This is a genomic window from Streptomyces koelreuteriae (assembly GCF_018604545.1).
Classification (GTDB): domain Bacteria; phylum Actinomycetota; class Actinomycetes; order Streptomycetales; family Streptomycetaceae; genus Streptomyces; species Streptomyces koelreuteriae.
Map to the genome: position 1 here is coordinate 8,398,759 of NZ_CP075896.1, position 17,018 is coordinate 8,415,776.

General features: G+C 72.4%; 15 protein-coding genes. 5 read left to right on the forward strand and 10 right to left on the reverse strand.

What is annotated here, in order from left to right:
• Positions 1-47: 47 nt before the first annotated feature.
• On the forward strand, positions 48-1,292 hold the full coding sequence (locus KJK29_RS37780) for an SGNH/GDSL hydrolase family protein (RefSeq protein WP_215123930.1): 1,245 nt from the start codon (positions 48-50) through the stop codon (positions 1,290-1,292).
• A 74-nt stretch (positions 1,293-1,366) separates the two neighbouring features.
• Here the strand turns inward: KJK29_RS37780 and KJK29_RS37785 are convergent, their stop codons facing one another.
• The 4 genes from KJK29_RS37785 to KJK29_RS37800 all read right to left on the reverse strand — a co-directional run bounded on the left by KJK29_RS37785 (position 1,367) and on the right by KJK29_RS37800 (position 7,881).
• Positions 1,367-4,303 (reverse strand): helix-turn-helix transcriptional regulator, encoded by a 2,937-nt coding sequence (locus tag KJK29_RS37785; RefSeq protein WP_215123931.1) that lies wholly within the window; start codon positions 4,301-4,303, stop codon positions 1,367-1,369.
• A gap of 91 nt (positions 4,304-4,394) precedes the next feature.
• Entirely contained in the window at positions 4,395-4,766 is a 372-nt protein-coding gene (locus tag KJK29_RS37790) for a UBP-type zinc finger domain-containing protein (protein WP_215123932.1), read from the reverse strand.
• The gene (locus KJK29_RS37795; protein ID WP_215123933.1) at positions 4,763-6,208 is read right to left on the reverse strand and encodes an ATP-binding protein; all 1,446 of its coding nucleotides are present in this window, start codon (positions 6,206-6,208) and stop codon (positions 4,763-4,765) included. The genes KJK29_RS37790 and KJK29_RS37795 overlap by 4 nt, the downstream gene beginning before the upstream one ends.
• On the reverse strand, positions 6,205-7,881 hold the full coding sequence (locus KJK29_RS37800; RefSeq protein ID WP_215123934.1) for an FAD-dependent oxidoreductase: 1,677 nt from the start codon (positions 7,879-7,881) through the stop codon (positions 6,205-6,207). The genes KJK29_RS37795 and KJK29_RS37800 overlap by 4 nt, the downstream gene beginning before the upstream one ends.
• 199 nt (positions 7,882-8,080) lie before the next feature.
• Between KJK29_RS37800 and KJK29_RS37805 the strand changes: the two genes are divergently transcribed.
• Positions 8,081-8,956, forward strand: a complete 876-nt coding sequence (locus KJK29_RS37805; protein ID WP_215123935.1) for a universal stress protein — start codon at positions 8,081-8,083, stop codon at positions 8,954-8,956.
• Between the two features lie 30 nt (positions 8,957-8,986).
• Here the strand turns inward: KJK29_RS37805 and KJK29_RS37810 are convergent, their stop codons facing one another.
• The 3 genes from KJK29_RS37810 to KJK29_RS37820 all read right to left on the reverse strand — a co-directional run bounded on the left by KJK29_RS37810 (position 8,987) and on the right by KJK29_RS37820 (position 11,749).
• The gene (locus KJK29_RS37810; protein WP_215123936.1) at positions 8,987-10,219 is read right to left on the reverse strand and encodes a DUF4032 domain-containing protein; all 1,233 of its coding nucleotides are present in this window, start codon (positions 10,217-10,219) and stop codon (positions 8,987-8,989) included.
• A gap of 41 nt (positions 10,220-10,260) precedes the next feature.
• Positions 10,261-11,007 carry an MBL fold metallo-hydrolase gene (locus tag KJK29_RS37815; protein ID WP_215123937.1) on the reverse strand — a complete coding sequence of 249 codons (747 nt, stop codon included), beginning with the start codon at positions 11,005-11,007 and terminating at the stop codon, positions 10,261-10,263.
• 118 nt (positions 11,008-11,125) lie between these two features.
• Positions 11,126-11,749: an alpha-ketoglutarate-dependent dioxygenase AlkB gene (locus KJK29_RS37820; protein ID WP_215123938.1), complete on the reverse strand. Its 624-nt coding sequence runs from the start codon at positions 11,747-11,749 to the stop codon at positions 11,126-11,128.
• A 117-nt stretch (positions 11,750-11,866) separates the two neighbouring features.
• On the opposite strand from KJK29_RS37820, the gene KJK29_RS37825 reads away from it, so the two are divergent.
• Both KJK29_RS37825 and KJK29_RS37830 read left to right on the forward strand, forming a co-directional pair.
• Positions 11,867-12,499 carry a TetR/AcrR family transcriptional regulator gene (locus tag KJK29_RS37825; RefSeq protein ID WP_215123939.1) on the forward strand — a complete coding sequence of 211 codons (633 nt, stop codon included), beginning with the start codon at positions 11,867-11,869 and terminating at the stop codon, positions 12,497-12,499.
• Positions 12,500-12,516: 17 nt separating this feature from the next.
• The gene (locus KJK29_RS37830; RefSeq protein ID WP_215123940.1) at positions 12,517-14,190 is read left to right on the forward strand and encodes an FAD-binding dehydrogenase; all 1,674 of its coding nucleotides are present in this window, start codon (positions 12,517-12,519) and stop codon (positions 14,188-14,190) included.
• A 19-nt stretch (positions 14,191-14,209) separates the two neighbouring features.
• Here the strand turns inward: KJK29_RS37830 and KJK29_RS37835 are convergent, their stop codons facing one another.
• From KJK29_RS37835 to KJK29_RS37845, 3 genes are all read right to left on the reverse strand, one after another.
• The gene (locus KJK29_RS37835; protein WP_215123941.1) at positions 14,210-14,560 is read right to left on the reverse strand and encodes a DUF488 domain-containing protein; all 351 of its coding nucleotides are present in this window, start codon (positions 14,558-14,560) and stop codon (positions 14,210-14,212) included.
• Between the two features lie 75 nt (positions 14,561-14,635).
• On the reverse strand, positions 14,636-14,887 hold the full coding sequence (locus tag KJK29_RS37840; protein WP_215123942.1) for a WhiB family transcriptional regulator: 252 nt from the start codon (positions 14,885-14,887) through the stop codon (positions 14,636-14,638).
• A gap of 102 nt (positions 14,888-14,989) precedes the next feature.
• Complete coding sequence (locus tag KJK29_RS37845) at positions 14,990-16,207, reverse strand: saccharopine dehydrogenase family protein (RefSeq protein WP_215123943.1); 1,218 nt, start codon at positions 16,205-16,207, stop codon at positions 14,990-14,992.
• A gap of 103 nt (positions 16,208-16,310) precedes the next feature.
• On the opposite strand from KJK29_RS37845, the gene KJK29_RS37850 reads away from it, so the two are divergent.
• Entirely contained in the window at positions 16,311-17,018 is a 708-nt protein-coding gene (locus KJK29_RS37850) for a TetR/AcrR family transcriptional regulator (protein ID WP_215123944.1), read from the forward strand.

Consider the following 17,018-nt stretch of genomic DNA (forward strand, 5'->3'; position numbering starts at 1 on the left):
GACCGCCCCGGACGATCGCCCGCCGACCGGCCGAAGGAGCGCCGACGATGCCCCGCACCGCCCGCCCCCGCCGACGCACCGCCCTGGCCGCCCTCTCCACCTGCCTCGTGCTGGGCTGCGGGGCCGGTGCGACACCCCAGGGGGCCGAGGAGGCCCGGCCGCCCGCCGCCCCGGCGGAGCCGGGGGACGGCGTGGTCACCTGGGCCTCCTCGGCCGACCGCTTCGGCGAGGCGGTCGACGGCCGCGGCTACCGGATGGTGGTGCACACCAGCGTCGGCGGCAGCGGACTGCGGGTGCGGCTGTCCAACGCCTTCGGCGACCAGCCGGTGACCTTCGGCAACGTCCACGCAGGCCTGCAGCGGCAGGGGGCCGCGCTCGTCCCCGGCAGCAACAGACGCCTGACCTTCGACGGAGCGCGCTCCGTCACCGTCCCGCCCGGCGGCATCGTCCACAGCGACCCGCTGCCCGGCCATGTTCCCGCCGCGAGCTCGCTCGCCGTCAGCCTGTACGTCGCCCGGGCGGGCGGCGCGCTCACCGGGCACTGGCTGGCGATGCAGACCTCGTACACCACCAGGGGCGACCACACCGCGGAGGAGAGCGCGGCCCACTGGAAACAGCGGACCCGCTCCCGGTTCTACCTCGACGCCGTCACCGTGCGGCCTCGGCCCGCGGCGGGCGCCGTGGTCGCCCTGGGCGACTCCGTCACCGACGGCTGGCAGTCCACCACCGACCTCAACCGTCGCTGGCCCGACTACCTCGCCCGCCGGCTGGCCACGTCCCCCACGACGAGCGTCAAGGGGGTGGCCAACGCGGGGATCGCCGGCAACAGGGTCCTGACCGACGGTGCCGGGCAGAGCGCCCTGAACCGCCTTTCCCGGGACGCGCTGTCGCTGCCGGGCGTGCGCACGGTGTTCCTCTTCCAGGGCGTCAACGACATCAAGTTCGAGCCGGGCGTCACGGCCGCCCAGCTGATCGCCGGGTACCGCACCCTGATCGACCGGGTGCACGGGGACGGCAAGTGCGTCGTCGGCGCCACGATCGCCCCCTTCAAGGGCTGGCAGGAATGGGACCCCGCCGGGGAGGCGGTGCGCCGGAAGGTCAACGCCTTCATCCGCACCAGCGGCGAGTTCGACGCGGTCGCCGACTTCGACCGCGTCCTGCGCAGCCCCGACGACCCCGAGTCGATCCTCCCCGCCTACGACGGCGGCGACCATCTGCACCCCAACGACAAGGGGATGCGGGCGATGGCCGACGCCGTCGATCTCGAGAGCCTCGACTGCGGGAGCCGTTAGCCCGGTCCGTCCGGCGCCTCGACCGCGTGCTCACCCGGTCACGCCGGTCACGCCGGTTGCGCCGGTCGTGTCCGTCAGCCGGACGCCGACGGCTCCGGGGTGATCAGACCCTCCCGGTAGGCGATCGCCACCGCCTCGCCCCGGCTCGACGCGCCCAGCTTGGCGAGGATGTTGGAGACATGGACGCTCGCCGTCTTGCCGCTGATGAACAACTCGTCACCGATCTGCCGGTTGCTGCGGCCGAGGGCGAGCAGCCGCAGCACCTCCTGCTCGCGTGCCGTGAGCACACCGGCCCGGTCCTCGGCGCCCGGTGCGTCCGAGAGCCGGCCGCGCCGGACCAGGGCGTCGACCTGCTCCCGCAGCGGCGTGGCGCCGAGGGCGTCGGCGGCCTCCCGGACCGTCCGCGCCTGAGCCACTGCCTCTTCGCGACGCCCCGCCGCCACCAAGGCCTCGGCATACCGCAACCGGCAGCGCGTCCGCTCGTAGACATCGCCGTAGCCGAACGCCTCCACCGCCGCCGACCAGGCCGCCGGGTCCGGCCCCGAGACCGCCCGGAGATGTTCCGCCTCCGCCCTGGCCAGCCAGGCCTGCCCCTCGGGGCCCTGGGGCATGCCGGTCTCGCCGTGGGCGGCGGTGGCCCGCGCCAGCTCCACCAGGTCGGCCGCGGTGTCCGTCCAGCGGCGGGCCCCGGCCTCGTCGCCGGTCAGCCGCAGCCCGGCCGCGGCGTCGGCCACCGCCGACAACGCCAGGGCGGCGAGCCGGACCGTGACGTCCGGCCGGGTGCCCGCCTCGTCGGTGAGCGTCCTGACCGTGGACCGCATCCACCGCACCGCGTCCTCGGGATCGCCGCGCAGCCCGGCTGCGTCGGTGAGCACGATGCCCGCGACCAGGGTGCCCATCCAGTCGAACGGCCCCTCCAGCAGCGCCCGCGCCCGGTCGGCGGCGGCGAGATCGCCGCGCGCCAGCGCCACCGACAGCGCCGGACCGCTCGTATAGCCGCCGGCCGCCGGCAGCACGTCCGCGTCCGTCGCCGCCGCGCGCACGCACTCGTCCCAGCGGCCCAGCACATGCAGCACCAGCAGCCGCAGGTACCGCATCTCCAGCGGGTACGGCGACGACAGCAGCCCGGCGCGCCGGGCCCGGTCCAGGCCCTCCGTCAGCCAGGGCAGGCACTCCGCCAGCTCACCGGACTCGTAGCAGCCCATGGCCAGGTTGAACAGGGCGCGCAGCTCCACCGGCGCGTTGCCCGAACTCCGGGCCAGCTCCCGGGCCTTGAGCAGCCGCTCACGGCCCTCGGAGCCGCGCCGCCCGCCACCGTCGAACACGGCCAGGGAGATCAGCAGGTCCGCCTGGGCGTCGGTCACCCGCAGCCCCTCCGCCACCTCCAGGGCCCGGCGGGCGACCCGCACCGCGGTCTCGTTCTCCCCGACGTGGCGTGCGGCCATGACATGCATGGCCGCCGCCCACACCCAGGTGGTCGAGGGCGGATCCTCGGGGATCATCCCCAGGGCCTCGCTGCTGTAGGCGAACGCCGCCGTCAGGCTGTCCACGCTCAGCAGGTTCCCGGCGAGGGTGTAGCGGACCCGGGCGGCGAGTTCGGAGTCGGCGTCCTGGCCGAGCTCGGACAGCGCGGACCGGGTGAGGGAGACGGCGCGGTGCAGCTCCCCGGCGTGCACGGCCGCCGCGGAGGCACGCAGCGTCAGCGTCACCCGGTCGACGCCTCGGTCCGAGGGCCGCGCCTCGGGACCCACCGCCGGCCACAGGTCCAGGGCCGCTTCGAGATGCCGCTGCTCCTCGGCGGGCGCACCGACCCGCTGGGCGTGGTCGGCGGCCTCCAGGGAAGCGGTCAGCGCTTCGGCCAGGTCGTGGCTCTCCCGGTAGTGGTGGGCGCGCTCGGCGGCGCTCTCGGCGGTCCGGCCGCGCCCGGCGAGCAGCCGTGCGAACGCGCCGTGCAGCCTCGCCCGTTCCCCGGGCAGCAGATCGGCGTAGACGGCCTCGCGGGCCAGGGCGTGCCGGAACGAGTACGTGTCGTCGTCCCCGGCCACGAGAAGCTGCCGTCCCACCGCCTCGCGCAGCGCCGACTCCAGCTCCTCCTCGGGCAGCCCGGCCGCCTCCCGCAGCACGTCGTGCTCCACCCGGCGCCCGGCCACGGCCGCGGTCCGCAGCACCTGTTGCGCGGTGTCGGAGAGCTGCTCGAAGCGGATCAGCAGCACATCGGCGAGTCCGCCCGGCACCCCGCCGGGCTCCGAGTCGGTGGCCGCGAGCAGTTCCTCCGCGTAGAAGGCGTTCCCCTCGGCGCGCTCCACGATCCGCCGCACGGTGGTGTCCGGCAGCGGCCGGTCCTCCAACGCGCGCACCAGCCGGGCCACATCGGGATCGGCCAGCGGCCGCAGCTCCAGCCGCTCCACGGCGGGCAGCCGTATCAACTCCGCGAGCAGCGGCCGCAGCGGATGCCGTCGGTGCAGATCGTCGGCCCGGTACGAGGCGAGAACCGCCAGCCGGTGCCTGAGGACACCCCGGCCGAGCAGGAACCGCAGCAGATCCCGCGACGACTGGTCGGCCCAGTGCAGATCCTCCAGCACGAGCAGCAACGGGGCGACATCGGCGACATCGGCCAGCAGCCCCGCCATCCCCTCGAACAGCCGCAGCCGTCCGTCCACGTCCCGCACACCGTCGGACCCGGCCCCCAGCAACCGCTCGACGACAGGGTGCGCGGCCAGAGCGGCCCGGAACCGCTCATCGCCCGCGAGCACCCCCAGCACCTCGGTGAACGGCAGATACGGCAGCCCGACGTCCCCGAGGTCCACGCAGTGCCCGGTGACAACGACCATCCCGGTTGCGGCGGCCTGCCCGGACACCTCCTCCAGGACCCGCGTCTTACCGACTCCGGCGTCCCCGGCGACGAGTACCGCACGCGCCTCCCCACCCCGGGCACGCTCCAGCACGCCACTCAGCCGGGCGAGTTCGGACTCCCGCCCCACAACCGGCGTGACGAATGAACCAAGCGGCACTGAACCAACCCTCTTTTCTTGGGGGCGCGGGGAACTGCGCGATCAACCCCCAACAACCCGCAGCCGCCACCGAACAGACAGTCCCGAGCTCCTAGGCCCGCAACACCTTCGCCCAGTCGACCGGCACCCGCCCCGCAGGCCCCGGCGTGGGCTGATCCGCAGGATGACTCCCCGGCGGAGCCAACTCCGGGCCGGCCTCGTACAACTCGTTCGCCGAGTAGTCCCAGTACCAGTTCTCACCGGGCTCGAAGCTCTGCACCAAGGGATGCCCGGTCGCCCGGAAATGCCCCGTCGCATGCTTCGCGGGCGAACTGTCACAGCACCCCACATGCCCGCACTGCGCACATCGCCGCAGATGGAACCACCACCCGCCACCGGCCTCGCACTCCACGCACCCGTTGCCGCTCGGCGGCACACCCGGGTCGATCCCGTTGTCACGACTGTCACCACTGTCGCCACTCATGAAGGCTCCTCCTCGACCGATGTGAGCGGAAGCAGCACCTGGAAGCGTGTGTCCCCCGGCTCCGACTCCACCTGGATGCTCCCGTGGTGCTTGTTGACCACGATCCGCCAGGAGATGTCGAGCCCGAGCCCGGTCCCCTCACCCACGGGTTTCGTCGTGAAGAAGGGATCGAAGATCCGCCCCCGGTCGGCCGCCGGGATCCCGACGCCGCTGTCCCGGAACTCCACCAGCAGCCGGTCGTGGTCCGGAGCCGTCCGCACGGTCAACGTCCCCTCACCGCCCGCGCTGTTGATGGCCGACACCGCGTTGTCGATGAGGTTCGTCCACACCTGGTTGAGCTCGGCCGGGTACGCCGGGATCCTCGGCAGCGTCCGGTCGTACTCCTTGACGACCTTGATCTCCTTGCCGATCTTGGCCGACAGCATCAGTAGCGTGGAGTCGAGGAGTTCGTGCACATCGGCGTTCTGGAAGGGCGCCCGGTCGAGCTGCGAGTACTGCTTCGCCGCGTCGACGAGATGCGAGATGCGGGTGGTCGAGTCGTTGATCTCGTCCATCAGCAGCTCGGTCTCGACGGTGTAGTTGAGCCACCCGATCGCGCTCGGCAGCATGTCCTCGTCGACGGCCGCCGCGACCTGGTCCAGCCAGTCCTCGTCGAGACCGGCCTGGACGAACGTCGGCGCGATCCGCCAGCCGTCCGGGATACCCCGGTCGTCGAGCCAGTCGCTGAGCACGTCCTCCCGGTCGGAGGCCTCCAGCGGGCTCAGCACGGGTGCCTTGGCGACCCGCTCGGCGGTGCGCTCCTGGATGTCGATGAGGTTCGCCATGACCTCGGGGGAGTAGGAACCCTGCGCGATGATCGCCAGCTTGTGCCGCATCTTGCCGACCCGCTCCCGCAAGGTCGCGGTCGCCCGTACCGCCGCCGCGGCGGGGTTGTTGAGCTCGTGGGTGAGCCCCGCGGACAACGAGCCCAGCGCCAGCAGCCGCTCGCGCTGCCCGATGGCCCGCTGGGTGCTCTTCGAGCCGAAGAACAGCCCCTCCAGCAGATGCACCGCCATCGGGAACCACTCCTGCATGATGTCCGCGAACGTGTCGGCGGGCAGCACGAAGAACCGCGTCGGCTCGGTGACGCGCATGGAGTTGTTGTAGACCTGCCGCACCCGGTCGCCCAGATACGCCTGCATGGACCCCGCGTACACCCCGCGCTGCGAGGTCCGGGACACCTCCACATCGTCCCCGCCGACCCGGCGGTACAGCACGACCGTGCCCTCGAGCATCACATAGAAGCAGGTGGCGGGATCGCCCTCGGTGTACACCGGGCCGGGCTCGAAGCGCTCCACCCGCCCCTCGCCGCACAGCCTGCCGAGCTGCTCGGGCGTGAGCTTCTCGAACAGGAACAGCGCCCCGATCTCCTGGGGGTTGCAGGGCATCGACTGCCCGCTCATGACTGCTCCAGATACCGGTGGACGAGCATCACGGCCATGGCTCCCTCTCCGACGGCGGACGCGACGCGCTTGGCGGACTCGGCACGGGCGTCGCCCGCCACGAACACGCCGGGCACATTCGTCTCCAGGTGGTACGGCGGCCGGTCCAGCTCCCAGTCCTCGGGCGGGCGGCCGTCGGAGGTCAGGTCGGGCCCGGCGAGGATGAAACCCCGTTCGTCCCGCAGCACCGTGCCGTCCAGCCAGTCGGTCAGCGGGGCGGCGCCGATGAAAACGAACACCCACTGCGCGTCGACCTGTTCGGTCTGACCGCTCTCCACGTCCCGCAGGGTCAGCCGCTCCAGATGCCCGTCGCCGTGCGCGGCCTCGACGACCGTACGGGAGCGCACCTGGATGTTGGGCGCGTCGTCTATCTGCTGGATCAGGTAGTGCGACATCGACGCCGACAGCGACTCGCCCCGCACCAGCAGCGTCACCGACTTGGCGCCCCGGGACAGATACATCGCCGCCTGCCCGGCGGAGTTGGCACCGCCCACGATGTACACGTCCTGCCCCTGGCAGGAGGGGGCCTCCGTCAGGGCCGACCCGTAGAACACCCCGCAGCCGGTCAGGTCGTCGCAGCCGGGCGCGGCGAGCTGCCGGTAGGACACGCCGGTCGCGAGGATCACGCTGTGCGCGGCGACCGCCGAGCCGTCGGAGAACCGGACGATCCGGGCGGCGCCGTTGACCTCCAGCGCCGTCACCTCGCGCGCGGTGAGGATCTCGGCGCCGAACTTCGCCGCCTGCCGCCGTGCCCGGTCGGTGAGCTGCCCGCCCGACACGCCGTCGGGGAAGCCCAGGTAGTTCTCGATGCGTGAGCTCTGCCCCGCCTGGCCGCCGGTCGCCGACCGCTCCACCAGCACGGTGCGCAGCCCCTCGGAGGCACCGTAGACGGCCGCGCCGAGCCCGGCCGGTCCGCCGCCGATCACGACCAGGTCGTAGAAGTCGGCCGTCGGGGTCGTCGCGAGACCGACCCGGGCGGCGAGGTCGACTGCCTCCGGTTCGACCAGGGGCGTCCCGTCCGGCGTGATGACCACCGGCAGCCGCATCCCGTCCGTGCCGGCCGCGGCCAGCAGCCGCCGGCCCTCCGGTTCCTCGGCGGAGTACCAGCGGTACGGCACCTGGTTGCGGGCCAGGAACTCCCGTACGTCCGAGGACCGCGACGACCAGCGGTGCCCGACGACCTTGGTGCTGGGCACCGGCCGGAAGTCGCTGGTCCGCCACGCCTGGAGCAGGTCGTCCACGACCGGGTAGAGCTTCTCCTCGGGCGGGTCCCACGGCTTGAGGAGGTAGTGGTCGAGGTCGACGACGTTGATCGCGTCGATCGCCGCGTTGGTGTCCGCGTACGCCGTCAGCAGCACCCGCCGCGCGCCCGGGTACACGTCCAGGGCCTGTTCGAGGAACTCGATGCCGTTCATCTGCGGCATCCGGTAGTCGGCCAGGATCACCGCCACGAGATCGCCGCGCAGCTTCAGCTCCCGCAGCGCGTCGAGCGCGGACTCGCCGGACTCCGCGCGCACGATCCGGTACGAGGCGCCGTACCGCCGCCGCAGATCCCGGGCCACCGCCCGGGAGACCCCCGGGTCGTCGTCCACGGTCAATATGACGGTCCGCGCCGCGTCGGCGGCCTGTGCCATACGTCCCCCACACCGGGCGGTCGACTCACGACGCGGCGTCCCGGGGCGCCGCGCCGGCCTTCGCCCATCGTATGTTCGATCGCCGCGCGGCGCTTTCGAAACGGAGATCATCCCGGGCGGTCCGGAACCCGTAGGGGTGGCGAAGGGGGGTAGTGAAGACTGGACGCACGCAGTGACCGTTTCTCAGGGAGGCAGCCGGATGACACGCCCGATCACCGCAGGAGTCGACGGATCGCAGGAGAGCCTCGCCGCTCTGTCCTGGGCGGCCCGGGAGGCGGAGCGGCGCGGGCTGGCACTGCGGGTGGTGCACGCCTGGCGGCCCCAGCCGCAGGAGGCGCCCGAAGCGCGGATCGCCGGGGACGCCGACGGCCAGGCGGAATGGGTGCGCGCCGCGGTGAACGAGGCCGTCGGGACCGTCACCGAACGGCACCCGGACCTCGACGTGTCCACCGACATCGTGGAGGGGCCGGCCGTCGACACCCTGCTCGCCGCCGCTGCCGACGCCGAGCTGCTGGTGCTGGGCTCGCGCGGGCACGGGCGGATCGTCGGCTTCCTGCTCGGCTCGGTCGGCCAGCAGGTGATCGCCGAGGCCGCCCGGCCCGTCGTCCTCGTCCGCGCGGGCGACGCACCCTCCGCCGAGGCCGCCGGGCGCGAGATCGTCGTGGGCCAGCAGGGCGACCCGGAGGACAGTGCCGACGCGCTGCGCTTCGCCTTCGAGACGGCGGCCGCGCGCGGCGCGACCGTGCGGGTCGTACGGGCCTGGACCCTGCCGCCCGTGTTCGCCTACAGCCCGGGCTCGCTGAAGCTCCTCGACGAGGCCGGGGGACTGGAGCCGTACGAGAGGAAGAGCCTGGACGCGGCGGTCCGGCCGTGGCGGGACCGCTTCCCCGACGTGCCGGTGGAGGAGCACGTGGAGATGGGCAGCGCCTCCCAGGTCCTGCTGTCGGTGGCCGGGACGGCCCAGCTCATGGTCGTGGGCCGCCGGGCGCACCGTACGGCCGTCGGCGCCCGGATCGGCTCGGTGGCGCACGGCATGCTGCACCACGCGGACTGCCCGGTCGCCGTGGTGCCGTAAGGCCGACTCACGCCTGACGGACGCTCCGGCTCAGTCCGCGGTCGGCTGCAGCGTCTTGCGGGCCTTGGGCAGGATGTTCTGGATGTAGTCCTCGACCGCGGTCTCGATGCCGATGTCGTGCTGGGCCCGCTCGGACATGTACCAGCGGTGTTCGAGGAGCTGGTGGTAGATCTCCGCCGGGTCCACGGCGCCGCGCAGTTCGGGCGGCACGGCCCGCACGGTCGGCCGGAACACCTCCCGCACCCAGCGGTGCGCGAGGACCTCCGGGCGGGCCCCCAGGGGGTCGCCCGGCGCGTAGTCGTCCTGGGTCGCCATCCAGCTCTCCAGGTCGTTCAGCAGCCGCCGGGCCTGGTTCTCCTCCGTGTCGAGGCCGGTCAGGCGCAGCAACTGCCGCTGGTGGTGGCCCGCGTCGACGACCTTGGGCACGAAGCTGACCGTGTCACCGTTCGAGGCGTGCTCGATCTGCATCTCCGCGACGTCGAAGCCGAGTTCGTTCAGGCGGCGGATCCGGCGCTCGATGTACTGGTACTTGCCGGCCGGATAGACGGAGGTGCGGGTCAGCTCGTCCCACAGGGTGCGGTAGCGGGCGCAGATCTCCATGCCGAACTCGATGGGGTCCACGGACGGGTGCAGCGCCCCGGACGCCTCCAGGTCCAGCAGCTCCCCGCTGATGTTCACCCGGGCGAGGTCCAGGTCGTACTCGCGCTGGCCGACGCTGAGCTGGGGATGCAGATCACCGGTCTCGGCGTCCACCAGATAGGCGGCGTAGGCGCCGGCGTCCCGCCGGAAGAGGGTGTTGGACAGCGAGCAGTCGCCCCAGGCGAACCCGGCCAGGTGCAGCCGCACCAGCAGCACGGCGAGCGCGTCCATCAGCCGGTGCATGGTGGCCGGGCGCATGGTCGTCTCGAACATCGAGCGATACGGCATCGAGCCGCCCAGGTGCCGGGTGATCAGGACACTCTCCAGCGGGGCGCCGTCGGCGGTGGTGCGGCCGGTCACCACGGCGAGGGGGTCCACCGACGGGATGCCGAGCCGGTCCAGGTCGCGCAGCATGTCGTACTCGCGCTGCGCGGGCCGCTCGGCCAGTTCCTTGACGGCGATCACCTCGTCGCCGGCCCGGGAGTAGCGCACCACGTGCCGGGAGATGCCGCGCGGCAGCGGCACCAGGTACTCCTCCGGCCACTCCTCCAGGGGAACGTCCCACGGCAGTTCCAGCAGGAGCGCGGGATGCTCCGGGTTGGTCGCGCTGATCTGCAGTGCCATGGGCCGGGTGTCCTTGTCTCGCCGCCGATCGTCACATCAGATTAGAGGGCGCGTTCGCGGGCCCGGAGCGCGGCGTCCCGCACCGGGCCGCGGTGGACCGGCCCGTGCCCGGGCAGCAGCAGCTCGCCCTCCAGCTCCGCCAGCACGTCCAGGGAGGCCACGGCACGCGGGCGCTCATGGTGGAACATGTCCGGCAGCAGCTGCGGCCCCTCGATCCGCGAGGTGGGGTGCCCGCTGACCAGGGCGTCGCCGGAGATCAGCACACCGGTGCCCGGTACGTGGTAGGCGCAGTGCCCGTCGGTGTGGCCCGGCGTGTGCACCGGGACGGGACGGCCCGGCAGGTCCAGGGCGCCCGCCGCCGGGAACGGCTCGGGGGCCGTGACCGGGTTGTGCGTGGTGCCGCCGGAGCGCAGCGCGTGCACCACCCACGGCAGCACACCGGGCCGCCAGCCGTTCTTCAGTACCGTCCCGACGGACACCTGGTGCAGGAACTCCCGGCGCGCGTGCGGCACTTCGGCCTCGTGCAGATAGACGGGCGTGCCGTACGTGGCGCGCAGGTACTCGGCGGAACCCAGGTGGTCGTTGTGCGCGTGCGTGATCAGCACGGCCGCGACCGCCTCCGGGGAGCTGCCCACCTCCGTGAGCGAGGCGAGGACCTGCTCCCGGTCCCCGGGGTAGCCGGTGTCGACCAGGGTGACGGCGTCCCCCTCCGTGAGGATCACCCAGTTGGTGTTGGAGCCGTGCACCAGGTAGGTGCCGTCCGCGACTTGCCGTACGTCTGCCCGCATGATCGCCCCGCGTTGTGTGGTCCCAGCCCGACGGAAGAAGGAAAGCAGACCCGGCGACAGGCGGAATCACCGGGTCCGCCTTCAACGGGCCCTGTGCGGCAGTGCGGTTCGGGCCGTCTCAGTGCACGCCGTGCGGGCGGAACTGGACGCTGACGCGCGGCCCCGTCGCGCGCGTGCTCTTGGGCACGGAGTGCTCCCAGGTGCGCTGGCAGGAGCCGCCCATCACGACGAGGTCGCCGTGGCCCAGAGGCCGGCGCACGGTGTCCCGGCCGCCCCGCATCGGGCGCAGCAGCAGATCCCGGGGTGCTCCCACCGACAGGATGGCGACCATCGTGTCCTCGCGGGCGCCGCGTCCGATCCGGTCGCCGTGCCAGGCCACACTGTCCCGGCCGTCGCGGTAGTAGCAGAGCCCGGCCGTGGTGAACGGCTCGCCCAGTTCACCGGCGTAGTGCGCGGACAGGGCGTCCCTCGCCTCGGCCAGGACCGGGTGCGGCAGCGGGTCGTCCGCGCCGTAGAACGCGAGCAGCCGGGGGACGTCGACGACGTGGTCGTACATCGTGCGCCGCTCCGCCCGCCACGGCACCTCGGCGGCCAGCTTTTCGAACAGGTCGTCGGAACCGCTGAGCCATGTGGGCAGGGTGTCGAGCCAGGCGCCGAAACCGAGGTCGGTACGGCTGATCCCGTCGAGAGGACCGAGGCGCAGCTCGTCGGTCTGGTCGAAGAGGGAGCCCTGGAGGTGCATGCGCCCAGCGTACTCCGTAATCGAAAATATGTTCCATCGAATTGCGAGGCTTCGCGACGTGAGGCTTTCGATACATCGGTGTATCGAATACAGTCATGTATCGAAAGGGGGCCGGACATGGCCGTGGAGGGGACGACGGGGCGGGTGACCAGGCGCCGGGTGCGCACGCGGGCCAACCTCCTGGAGGCGGCCTTCTCCGTGTTCGCGGCCAAGGGCTTCGGACATGTCTCCATCGAGGAGGTCTGCGAGGCCGCCGGCTACAGCCGAGGCGCCTTCTACTCCAACTTCTCCAGCCTCGACGAGCTGTTCTTCGCCCTCTACCGCGAGCGCGCCGACCTGATCGCCGAGCAGGTGTCGGGGGCCCTCGCCCTCGACGGGCCCGGCCTCGACGTGCCGGCGGCCGTGGACCGCGTCACCGACGTGCTGCTCCTCGACCGGGACTGGCTCCTGGTGAAGACGGACTTCCTCGTGCACGCGGCCCGCGACCCGGACGTGGCCCGCAGCCTGCTGGAACACCGCGCGCGGCTGCGACAGGCGATCGCCGACCGGCTCGGCCGGGCCCGCGGGCACACCGCACTGCCCGCCGTCCTGGGCGACACGGACGGCGCCGCCCGTGCCGTGGTCGCCGCGTACGACGGCGTCACCACCCAACTGCTGCTGGACCGGGACGTCGAACACGCCCGCGCCTGGCTGAAGCAACTGCTCACGGCCCTGCTGACCGACGGCAGCGGCACCCCCGATCAGAACTGAGGAAGGGAACGGTCGCCATGGATGCCGACGCCATCGTCGTAGGAGCGGGCCTCGCCGGCCTGGTCGCGGCACACGAGCTGACCAGCAAGGGCCGCAGGGTCGCCCTCGTCGACCAGGAGAACGCCGCCAACCTCGGAGGGCAGGCCTTCTGGTCCTTCGGCGGGCTGTTCCTCGTGGACTCGCCGCAGCAGCGGCGCCTGGGCATCAAGGACTCCTTCGACCTCGCCTGGAGCGACTGGCGGGGCAGCGCCGGCTTCGACCGGCTGGACGACGAGGACTCCTGGGCCGTGCGCTGGGCGCGCGCCTACGTCGAGTTCGCCGCGGGGGAGAAGCGCTCCTGGCTGGACGGGCACGGCATCACCTTCCTGCCCACCGTCGGCTGGGCCGAGCGCGGCGACCTCACGGCGCACGGGCACGGCAACACCGTGCCCCGCTTCCACATCGCCTGGGGCACCGGCACCGGCGTGGTCGAACCCTTCGTCCGCTACGCCAAGCAGGCCGCGCGCGACGGCCTGCTCACCTTCCACCACCGCCACCGCGTCGACGAACTGATCGTCGAAGGCGGCACCGCCCGGGGGGTGCGCGGCACGGTCCTGGCCGAGGACACCTCACCCCGCGGCGTCGCCTCCAACCGCGACCCCATGGGCGAGTTCGAACTCACCGCCCAGGCCGTCATCGTCACCAGCGGCGGCATCGGCGCCAACCACGACATCGTCCGCCGCCACTGGCCCGAGCGCCTCGGCACCCCGCCGCAGGAGATGGTCACCGGCGTACCGGCCTACGTCGACGGGCGGATGCTCGACATCAGCGCCGAGGCGGGCGTACGGCTGGTCAACCGCGACCGCATGTGGCACTACACCGAGGGCCTTCAGAACTGGGACCCCATCTGGCCCGGCCACGGCATCCGCATCCTGCCCGGACCGTCCTCGATGTGGTTCGACGCCCTCGGCCGCCGCCTGCCGGGGCCGTACCTGCCCGGCTACGACACCCTCGGCACGCTGAAGCATCTGCGCACCACCGAGGACATCGCCGGGTACGACCACTCCTGGTTCATCCTCACCCAGAAGATCATCGAGAAGGAGTTCGCCCTGTCGGGCTCCGAGCAGAACCCCGACATCACGGCCAAGGACCGCGCCGGGTTCCTCAAGGAACGCATCCTCGGCAAGGGCGCCCCCGGCCCGGTCGACGCGTTCCTGCGCAAGGGCGCCGACTTCGTGACCGCGCCCGGCATCGAACAGCTCGTCGCGAAGATGAACGACCTCACCGACAAGCCGCTCCTCGACACGGCCGGGATCAAGCGCCAGATCGAGGCGCGCGACCTGCAGCTCGCCAACCCCTACGCCAAGGACGCCCAGGTGCAGGGCATCCGCAACGCCCGCCGCTACATCGGCGACCGCCTCGGCCGGGTCGCCACCCCGCACCGCATCCTCGACCCGGCGGCCGGCCCCCTGATCGGCGTCAAGCTGCACATCCTCACCCGCAAGACCCTCGGCGGCATCCAGACCGACCTCGACTCCCGCGCCCTCGGGGCCGACGGCAAGCCGGTGGAGGGGCTGTACGCGGCCGGCGAGGTCGCCGGTTTCGGCGGCGGCGGGGTCCACGGCTACAACGCGCTGGAGGGTACCTTCCTCGGCGGCTGCCTCTTCTCGGGCCGGGCGGCGGGGCGGGCGGCGGCCAAGCAGACCGCCTGACGCGCCCGGGCCCGCCTCCTCAGCCTTCGAGGAGGCGGGCCAGTACCGTCGCGTGGCTCTGCTCCGGCGTCTTGGACGCGGTCAGCAGGGTCACCTCGCCCTCGCGGACCAGATCCCGTACCCGGCCGAGGAGTTCGGCGGCCTCACCGCCGTCGAGCTCCGCCTCGTACCGCTCGGCGAACTCCTCGTAGGAGGCCTCGCCCGCGTGGTACCAGCGGCGCAGCTCCGTCGACGGGGTGATCGCCTTCGGCCACTCGTCCACCCGCGCCGCGTCCTTCGACAGTCCGCGCGGCCACAGCCGGTCGACCAGGACACGTGTGCCGTCGGCCGGCTCGGGCGGATCGTAGACACGGCGGACGCGCACGCTCATGGCCGGCCCCTTCTGTGACGGACGGGTCTGCCGCGAGCGTAACCCCGGCCCTCTCGAACGGCCGGTGGAGGGACGTCAGCCGGAGCGGCGCCGGGCCGCCGTGCGCCGCTTCAGCGCACGCCGTTCCGTCTCGCTCGTGCCGCCCCACACGCCGATGGACTGGCCCGTGTCCATGGCCCATTGCAGGCACTCGTCCTGAACCGGGCAGCGCCGGCACACCGACTTGGCCTGCTCCGTCTGCAGCAGGGCCGGGCCCGTGGTGCCGATCGGAAAGAAGAGCTCGGGGTCCTCGTGCCGGCAGGCAGCGTGGTCTCGCCAGTTGTCCATCGAAGTCACCTGCATCACAGTAGAAACGTGCCCGTTCGGATGATTACTCCTTTTCGGGTCACCTGTCGATGCCTCGTGAAACAAATTCGCACGGACGACGGGTCACTGCTCGCGCATGCCCCAGGGTGAACCGTAGGCCGTCAGCAGGTCCAGGAACGGTCCGGCCGGGAACGCCTCCGGGCCGAGCACACCCGTGCCGGACCAGGCGCCGGTGGCGAGGAGTTCGAGGGCGACGACCGGGTTGACGGCGGTCTGCCACACCACGGCCTGACTGCCGTACTCCTTCATGGACCACTGGTTGTCGACCACGTGGTAGAGGTACACCTCGCGCGGCTTCCCGTCCTTGACGCCCCGCACCCAGGTGCCCGCACACGTCTTGCCGTGCATCAGCTCGCCCAGGGTCGCCGGGTCGGGCAGGCACGCGGCGACCACGTCCCGGGGTGAGACCGCCACCGGCCCGTCCGGCCCCGGCACGGTCACCGGGTCGGTGCGGTCCAGGCCCAGCAGATGCAGCGTCTTCAGCGTCTCGACGAACTCCCGGCCCAGGCCGTACTTGAAGGTGACCCGGCGTGCGTCGACCCAGCGCGGGACGAGCAGCACCTCCTCGTGCTCCACGTTGACGCACTCGACCGGGCCGATGCCCTCGGGGAAGTCGAAGACCTCGGGCTCGCTGAAGGGCGCGGTGGTGAACCAGCCGCGGTCGCTCTCGTAGACGACCGGGGGGTTGAGGCATTCCTCGATGGTGGTCCAGATGCTGAACGAGGGCGCGAAGTCGTAGCCGTCGACGGTCAGGTTCGCGCCGTCCCGGATGCCGATCTCCTCGATCTCGTCGAAGAGTTCGTCGGCGGCGTACCGCGCGAAGACGTCCGAAAGGCCCGGCTCCACCCCCATGCCGACGAGGGCCAGCACCCCCTCCTTCTCCCAGTCGGCCGCCTGAGCGAACTGCTCGTCGCCGAGCTTCACCCCGCACTCCGCGTACGGCCGTTCCCCGTGCGGGTGGGACAGCGACATCGCCATGTCGAGATAGGTGGCGCCCGCCGCGCGGGCCGCCCGGAACAGCGGCATCACGAACCGGGGGTCGGTGGCGTTCAGCAGGACGTCGCAGCGGTGCCGCGCCAGCAGACGGGCCACCGCCGTCTCGTCCCCGGCGTCCACCTGCTCGGCGGTGAACCGCGTGTCGCCGCCGAGCGCGGCGACCGCCGCCTCGGCCCGGGCCGGGGCGTAGTCGGCCACCACCATCGCCTCGAAGAAGGGCCGCCGGGCCGCGATACGGGTGATCGCGCCGCCCACACCGCCGGCGCCCACGAGCAGTACACGCATGACAGAAACTCCCTTTTTGCGAAGAACGTGGCGGGCCCTTGAGGAGATGAAACGCCGCCCCCTGTCTTAAGGTCAATGGCGTTGGCATAAGGAGGGAGCCGTCGTGCCGAAGCCCGTGGTGCCCGAGGAGAAACGCCGTCGGCGAAGGCCCACCAAGAGCGGCACCGTGCTGTCCGAGGAGCTGATCGTCGAGACGGCGCTGCGCATGCTGCACGAACACGGCAGCGCGGGACTGACCGCCCGCAGGCTCGGCCTGGCCCTGGACGCCGACCCGAGCACGCTCTACCGGTACTTCCGGGGCATGGACGACCTGACGCTCGCCATCGGCGACGCGCTGATCGGGCAGGCGCTCGGCGGCTGGGCGCCCACGGGGGAGTGGCGGGCGGACCTGCGGGCCGTCGGGCTGCGCATCCACGCCGCGTACGTGGCACATCCGCAGGCGGCGGTGCTCACCGCCAGCCGCGTCTCGGGCCGGGCCCACGAACTCGCGGCCGACGAGGCGGTCCTGGACGTCCTGCGCACGGCGGGCTTCCCGCTGCCGGACGCGGTACGGATCTACCACGCCTTCGTCGACACCACCCTGGCCTTCGCCGCACTCGACGCCGCCTCGCTGGCGCTGCCCACCGCCTCCCTGCGCGCCGACGAGGAGATGTGGCGCTCGACGTACGCCCGCCTGCCCGCCACCACCCATCCCCGTATCGCGGAAGCGGCACCCCTGCTCGCCACCCGCATGCTGACCAGCGCCTATCCGACGGCCCTGGACATGCTGCTGGACAGCGCGGCGACGCAGTGGGACAGCGTCGGGGAGTAG

Excerpts from the sequence above, each read along its gene's own strand:
- KJK29_RS37790 (WP_215123932.1), bottom strand. The coding sequence starts at position 4,766 with ATGAGTGGCGACAGTGGTGACAGTCGTGACAACGGGATCGACCCGGGT.
- KJK29_RS37810 (WP_215123936.1), bottom strand. The coding sequence starts at position 10,219 with ATGGCACTGCAGATCAGCGCGACCAACCCGGAGCATCCCGCGCTCCTG.
- KJK29_RS37835 (WP_215123941.1), bottom strand. The coding sequence starts at position 14,560 with ATGAGCGTGCGCGTCCGCCGTGTCTACGATCCGCCCGAGCCGGCCGAC.
- KJK29_RS37845 (WP_215123943.1), bottom strand. The coding sequence starts at position 16,207 with ATGCGTGTACTGCTCGTGGGCGCCGGCGGTGTGGGCGGCGCGATCACC.
- KJK29_RS37825 (WP_215123939.1), top strand. The coding sequence starts at position 11,867 with ATGGCCGTGGAGGGGACGACGGGGCGGGTGACCAGGCGCCGGGTGCGC.
- KJK29_RS37805 (WP_215123935.1), top strand. The coding sequence starts at position 8,081 with ATGACACGCCCGATCACCGCAGGAGTCGACGGATCGCAGGAGAGCCTC.
- KJK29_RS37830 (WP_215123940.1), top strand. The coding sequence starts at position 12,517 with ATGGATGCCGACGCCATCGTCGTAGGAGCGGGCCTCGCCGGCCTGGTC.
- KJK29_RS37800 (WP_215123934.1), bottom strand. The coding sequence starts at position 7,881 with ATGGCACAGGCCGCCGACGCGGCGCGGACCGTCATATTGACCGTGGAC.
- KJK29_RS37840 (WP_215123942.1), bottom strand. The coding sequence starts at position 14,887 with ATGGACAACTGGCGAGACCACGCTGCCTGCCGGCACGAGGACCCCGAG.
- KJK29_RS37815 (WP_215123937.1), bottom strand. The coding sequence starts at position 11,007 with ATGCGGGCAGACGTACGGCAAGTCGCGGACGGCACCTACCTGGTGCAC.
- KJK29_RS37795 (WP_215123933.1), bottom strand. The coding sequence starts at position 6,208 with ATGAGCGGGCAGTCGATGCCCTGCAACCCCCAGGAGATCGGGGCGCTG.
- KJK29_RS37780 (WP_215123930.1), top strand. The coding sequence starts at position 48 with ATGCCCCGCACCGCCCGCCCCCGCCGACGCACCGCCCTGGCCGCCCTC.
- KJK29_RS37820 (WP_215123938.1), bottom strand. The coding sequence starts at position 11,749 with ATGCACCTCCAGGGCTCCCTCTTCGACCAGACCGACGAGCTGCGCCTC.